Source organism: Trueperaceae bacterium, from assembly GCA_031581195.1.
Taxonomy (GTDB): Bacteria; Deinococcota; Deinococci; order Deinococcales; family Trueperaceae; genus SLSQ01.
In genome coordinates this window covers 1-4,043 of sequence record JAVLCF010000152.1, presented here as the reverse complement: position 1 = coordinate 4,043, position 4,043 = coordinate 1, and the positions used below count along the sequence as shown (strand labels likewise).

Sequence of the window (4,043 nt, the reverse complement as noted above, 5' to 3'; positions counted from 1 at the left end):
GCGGGGACGGGGGCGTCCTCCGCCCCTTCGGGCAGCCAGATGCGGGCGGCGAGGGTGGTGCCGTCCTTCATCGGAATCGTGACGTGCTCGTGCTCCCTCACCGCGTGAGGGAAGTCGCGGACGTGCTCCATGGTCCTCCCAGCGTCATCCGCGCGGCGCAGCCGGATGCGCAGCCGGCGCGGAATCGATCGAAACGAAGTGCGTTTGCGACGGTGCGCGCGACGAGCACCGGAGACGAACGAGGGGAAGGCTACCAGCGTTCCGGGGGCGGGTCAAAAGCGCGCGGTAACGTTCGCACCACGTGCGTGGCGCGCAGCCCGCCCAGGGACGGGCCTCGGGGCGTCCGCACCTCGCGCGGGATTCGGACTTTCGCCGCCGCCCTCCTCCGAAGCGCCGGACGCCGCGGCGACGGGCGATCGCGATCGGGAACGTCCGCCGGCGCGAACACCGGCGGACGTCGTCCCTGACGAGCATTCTTCGTGGTGGGCGGTACTGGATTTGAACCAGTGACCCCTCGCGTGTGAAGCGAGTGCTCTCCCGCTGAGCTAACCGCCCGAGCGCAGGCGAGTGTACGGCACCTGCGCGCGCGACGTCAACGCGGTGTCTTGGTTCAGGACGTCGGGGACGCGCCGGCGGGCGCCACCCGACGCATCCAGCGCGCGAGGTGCGCCCAGGCGCGCTCGCCGCTCGCGAGTCGCGCCGGGTTCGTCCACACCCCGTGGATGGCGCCGTTCAGGGGCACGTGCTCGACCGGCACGCCGGCCGCCGCCAGGCGGTCGGCGTAGGCGTCCCCCTCGTCGCGCAGGGGGTCGAAGGCGGCGGTGAGGACGAACGCCGGCGGCAGGTCGCGAAGGTCGGGCGCGAGGTGCGGTGACGCGTCGGGGTGGTGGGCGTCGGTCTCGCTGCGCAGGTACTGCGCCGCGAACCACGTCATCGCGTCCTGGGTGAGGCCGTAGCCGGTCGCGAGGGTCTCGCGCGACCGCCATCCGCCGTCGGGGCGCAGGTCGGTCGTCGGGTACACGAGCGCCTGGCCGGCGAGCGGGGGCCCGCCCGCGTCGCGAAGCCGGCGGGCGACGACCGCCGCGAGATTCCCTCCGGCGCTGTCGCCCGCCACCACCGCCCGGGCGGGGTCGGCCCCGAGGCTCGGGGCGCGCGCCACCGCCTCGGTCGTCGCGAACGCGGCGTCCTCGACGCCGGCCGGGAACGGGTGCTCCGGCGCGAGGCGGTAGTCGACCGACACCACGACGACCCCCGCCTCCGCCGCGGTGCGGCGGGCGGTCTCGTCGTGCGTCTCGAGGTCCCCGAAGACGAACCCCCCTCCGTGCAGCAGCACCACGAGCCCCGGCGGGACGTCGGGGACGCGGGGGTGGGCGTCGGGGGCGTCGCCGTCGTGAACGTCGGCGGGGCGGACCTCGGTGGGACGGGGGTGGTAGATCCGCACCGGCACGGGCCCGTTCGGGCCCGCCCAGACCTCGTCGCGGGTGCGCGCGACCGGCGTCCGGGGGCCCGCGGCGTACAGAGCGCGGTCGCTCGCGCGGACGTCGGCGAGGGGGACCGACCCGAGGGGCGGGGGTGGGTCGGTCGCCAACGCCTCGAGGTGGGCGCGCACGTCGTCGTCCAGGGGGGCGGTCGGCATGGCGCGAGGGTACCGCCCGAGCCCGGGGCGGCGGGGGCGGACGCGCGCTATCGTGGCAGCGACGCACCGTATTCCGAGGAGGTCGCCGTGCCCCGAGCCTCGCTGTTCGTCCCCTGTTACGTCGACACGCTGTTCCCCGAGGCGGCGCAGGCGATGGTGCGGGTGTTGGAGCGGCTCGGCGTGACGCTGGACTTCCCCCGCGCGCAGACCTGCTGCGGCCAGATGCACGTCAACACCGGCTACGAGCGCGACGCCCGCCCCCTCGTACGGCACTTCGTCGACGTGTTCGGGGACGCCGACGTCGTCGTTGCGCCCTCCGCGTCGTGCGTCGCGACGGTCCGGCACGCCTACGCCGGCATCGCGGAGCGCGCCGGCGACCCTGCGCTCGCCGCCGCGGTCGCGGCGACGACGCCCCGCGTCCGGGAGTTCAGCGAGTACCTCGTCGACGACCTCGGGGTCACCGACGTCGGGGCGTCGTTCCCCCACACCGTCACGTACCACCCCGCCTGCCACGCGGTCCGTCTGTTGGGGGTGGGCGACCGCCCGCTGCAGCTGCTGCGCGCGGTGGACGGCCTCCACCTGCGCGAACTGCCCCGCGCCGAGCAGTGCTGCGGGTTCGGGGGGACGTTCGCGATCAAGAACCCCGAGATCAGCGCGGCGATGCTGGCGGACAAGGTCGCCGACGTCCTGCAGGCCCGCGCGGAGGTCGTCGTCGCCGCCGACGAATCGTGCCTCATGCACATCGGTGGGGGCCTCGCGCGGCAACGCACCGCGGTGCGCACGATGCACCTCGCGGAGGTCCTCGCGAGCCGCGAGGGGGTGGCGGCGTGAGCGACGCCCGCATCCCGCTGCCGTTCCACGAGGCCGCCCCCGCCGCCCTCGAGGACGGGCAGTTGCGGCGCAACCTGGCGCACGTCACGCACGCGATCCGCGCGAAGCGCGCGGACGCCACCGCGGAACTCCCCGACTGGGAGGCGTTGCGCCAGGCCGGCAAGGCGATCAAGGACCACACGCTGCGCAACCTGGGGACGTACCTGCGGCGCCTCGAGACGCGCGTCGAGGCGGCCGGCGGGCACGTGCACTGGGCGCGGGATGCGGACGAAGCGAACCGCATCGTGCGGCGCCTCGTCGCGGCGGAGGGGGTCCGCGAGGTCGTGAAGGTGAAGTCGATGACGACCGACGAGATCGACCTCAACGGGGCGCTGGCGGAGGACGGCGTCGTCGCGATCGAGACCGACCTCGCCGAACTCATCGTGCAGCTGGCGGAGGAACCCCCCAGCCACATCCTGGTCCCCGCCATCCACAAGAACCGCGCCGAGATCCGCCGCCTGTTCCTGGACGCGTTCGACCTGACGCCCGACCAACTGAGCGACGACCCTGCCGCCCTCGCCGGCGCGGCGCGGCGCTTCCTCCGCGAGCGGTTCCTGGAGGCGCGCGTCGCGATCAGCGGCGCGAACTTCGCGGTCGCGGAGACCGGCACGACCTGCATCGTGGAGTCCGAGGGGAACGGCCGCATGTGCACCACCCTCCCCGAGACGTTGATCACCGTCCTGGGGATCGAGAAGGTCGTGCCGACCTGGCGGGACCTGGAGGTGTTCCTGCAGACGCTGCCGCGCTCCAGCACCGCGGAACGCATGAACCCCTACACCAGCTTCTGGACCGGCGTGCACGGCGGCGACGGCCCCCGCCACTTCCACCTGGTGCTGTTGGACGGCGGGCGCAGCGCGACGTTGGCCGACGACGTCGGCCGCGCCACGCTGCGCTGCATCCGCTGCAGCGCCTGCCTGAACGTCTGCCCCATCTACGAGCGGGTCGGCGGGCACGCCTACGGCTCGACCTACCCCGGCCCGATCGGCGCGATCCTGACGCCACAACTGCGCGGCGAGCCGCGCGACGGCGAGCTGCCGTACGCCAGCACCCTGTGCGGCGCCTGTTACGACGTCTGCCCCGTCGCGATCGACATCCCCTCGATCCTCGTCGACCTGCGACGCCGGACCGTCGACGCCCGCCGCGCGGCGCACCCCCTCCCGGCCGCGGACGCGGTCGACGCCGCCCTCCGCGGGGCGGCGGCGGCGTTCGCCACGCCCCGCCGCTACGAGGCGGCGCAGCGCCTCGCCCGGCTCGGCCAGGCGCCGTGGGTCCGCAAGGGGGTCCTGCGGAACCTGCCGGGCCCGCTGGCCGGCTGGAGCGACGCCCGCGACCTGCGCGCGATCCCGCGGCGGGCGTTCCGGGACTGGTGGCGCGACCGCGAGGCGGCGCGCGAGCGGGGGGGTGACCCGGCGTGAACGACGACGCGCGCGCGGCGATCCTCGGCGCGGTGGACGCCGCCACCGCGCCGGTTCGCGACGACGACCCCGACGCCGCGCACGCCGCGTTGGAGCGGCCCTACCGGGCGGCGGGCTCGCTC

Annotated in this window: 3 protein-coding genes and 1 tRNA gene; 2 read left to right on the top strand and 2 right to left on the bottom strand. The window is 75.1% G+C overall.

The annotated features are described in order from the left end of the window. Positions 1 to 480: 480 nt before the first annotated feature. Together RI554_10700 and RI554_10695 are read right to left on the bottom strand one after the other, a co-directional pair. A tRNA-Val gene (locus tag RI554_10700) sits at positions 481 to 555 on the bottom strand. Positions 556 to 610: 55 nt separating this feature from the next. Then, positions 611 to 1,636, bottom strand: coding sequence for an alpha/beta hydrolase (locus tag RI554_10695; GenBank protein MDR9392484.1), 1,026 nt, complete (start codon positions 1,634 to 1,636; stop codon positions 611 to 613). Between the two features lie 87 nt (positions 1,637 to 1,723). Between RI554_10695 and RI554_10690 the strand changes: the two genes are divergently transcribed. Further along, positions 1,724 to 2,467, top strand: a complete 744-nt coding sequence (locus RI554_10690) for a (Fe-S)-binding protein (protein MDR9392483.1) — start codon at positions 1,724 to 1,726, stop codon at positions 2,465 to 2,467. Further along, positions 2,464 to 3,921, top strand: a complete 1,458-nt coding sequence (locus RI554_10685) for a lactate utilization protein B (protein ID MDR9392482.1) — start codon at positions 2,464 to 2,466, stop codon at positions 3,919 to 3,921. Before RI554_10690 ends, RI554_10685 begins: the two co-directional genes overlap by 4 nt. Positions 3,922 to 4,043 lie beyond the last annotated feature (122 nt).

Coding starts and splice junctions, on each gene's coding strand:
- RI554_10695 (MDR9392484.1), bottom strand. CDS start 1,636: ATGCCGACCGCCCCCCTGGACGACGACGTGCGCGCCCACCTCGAGGCG.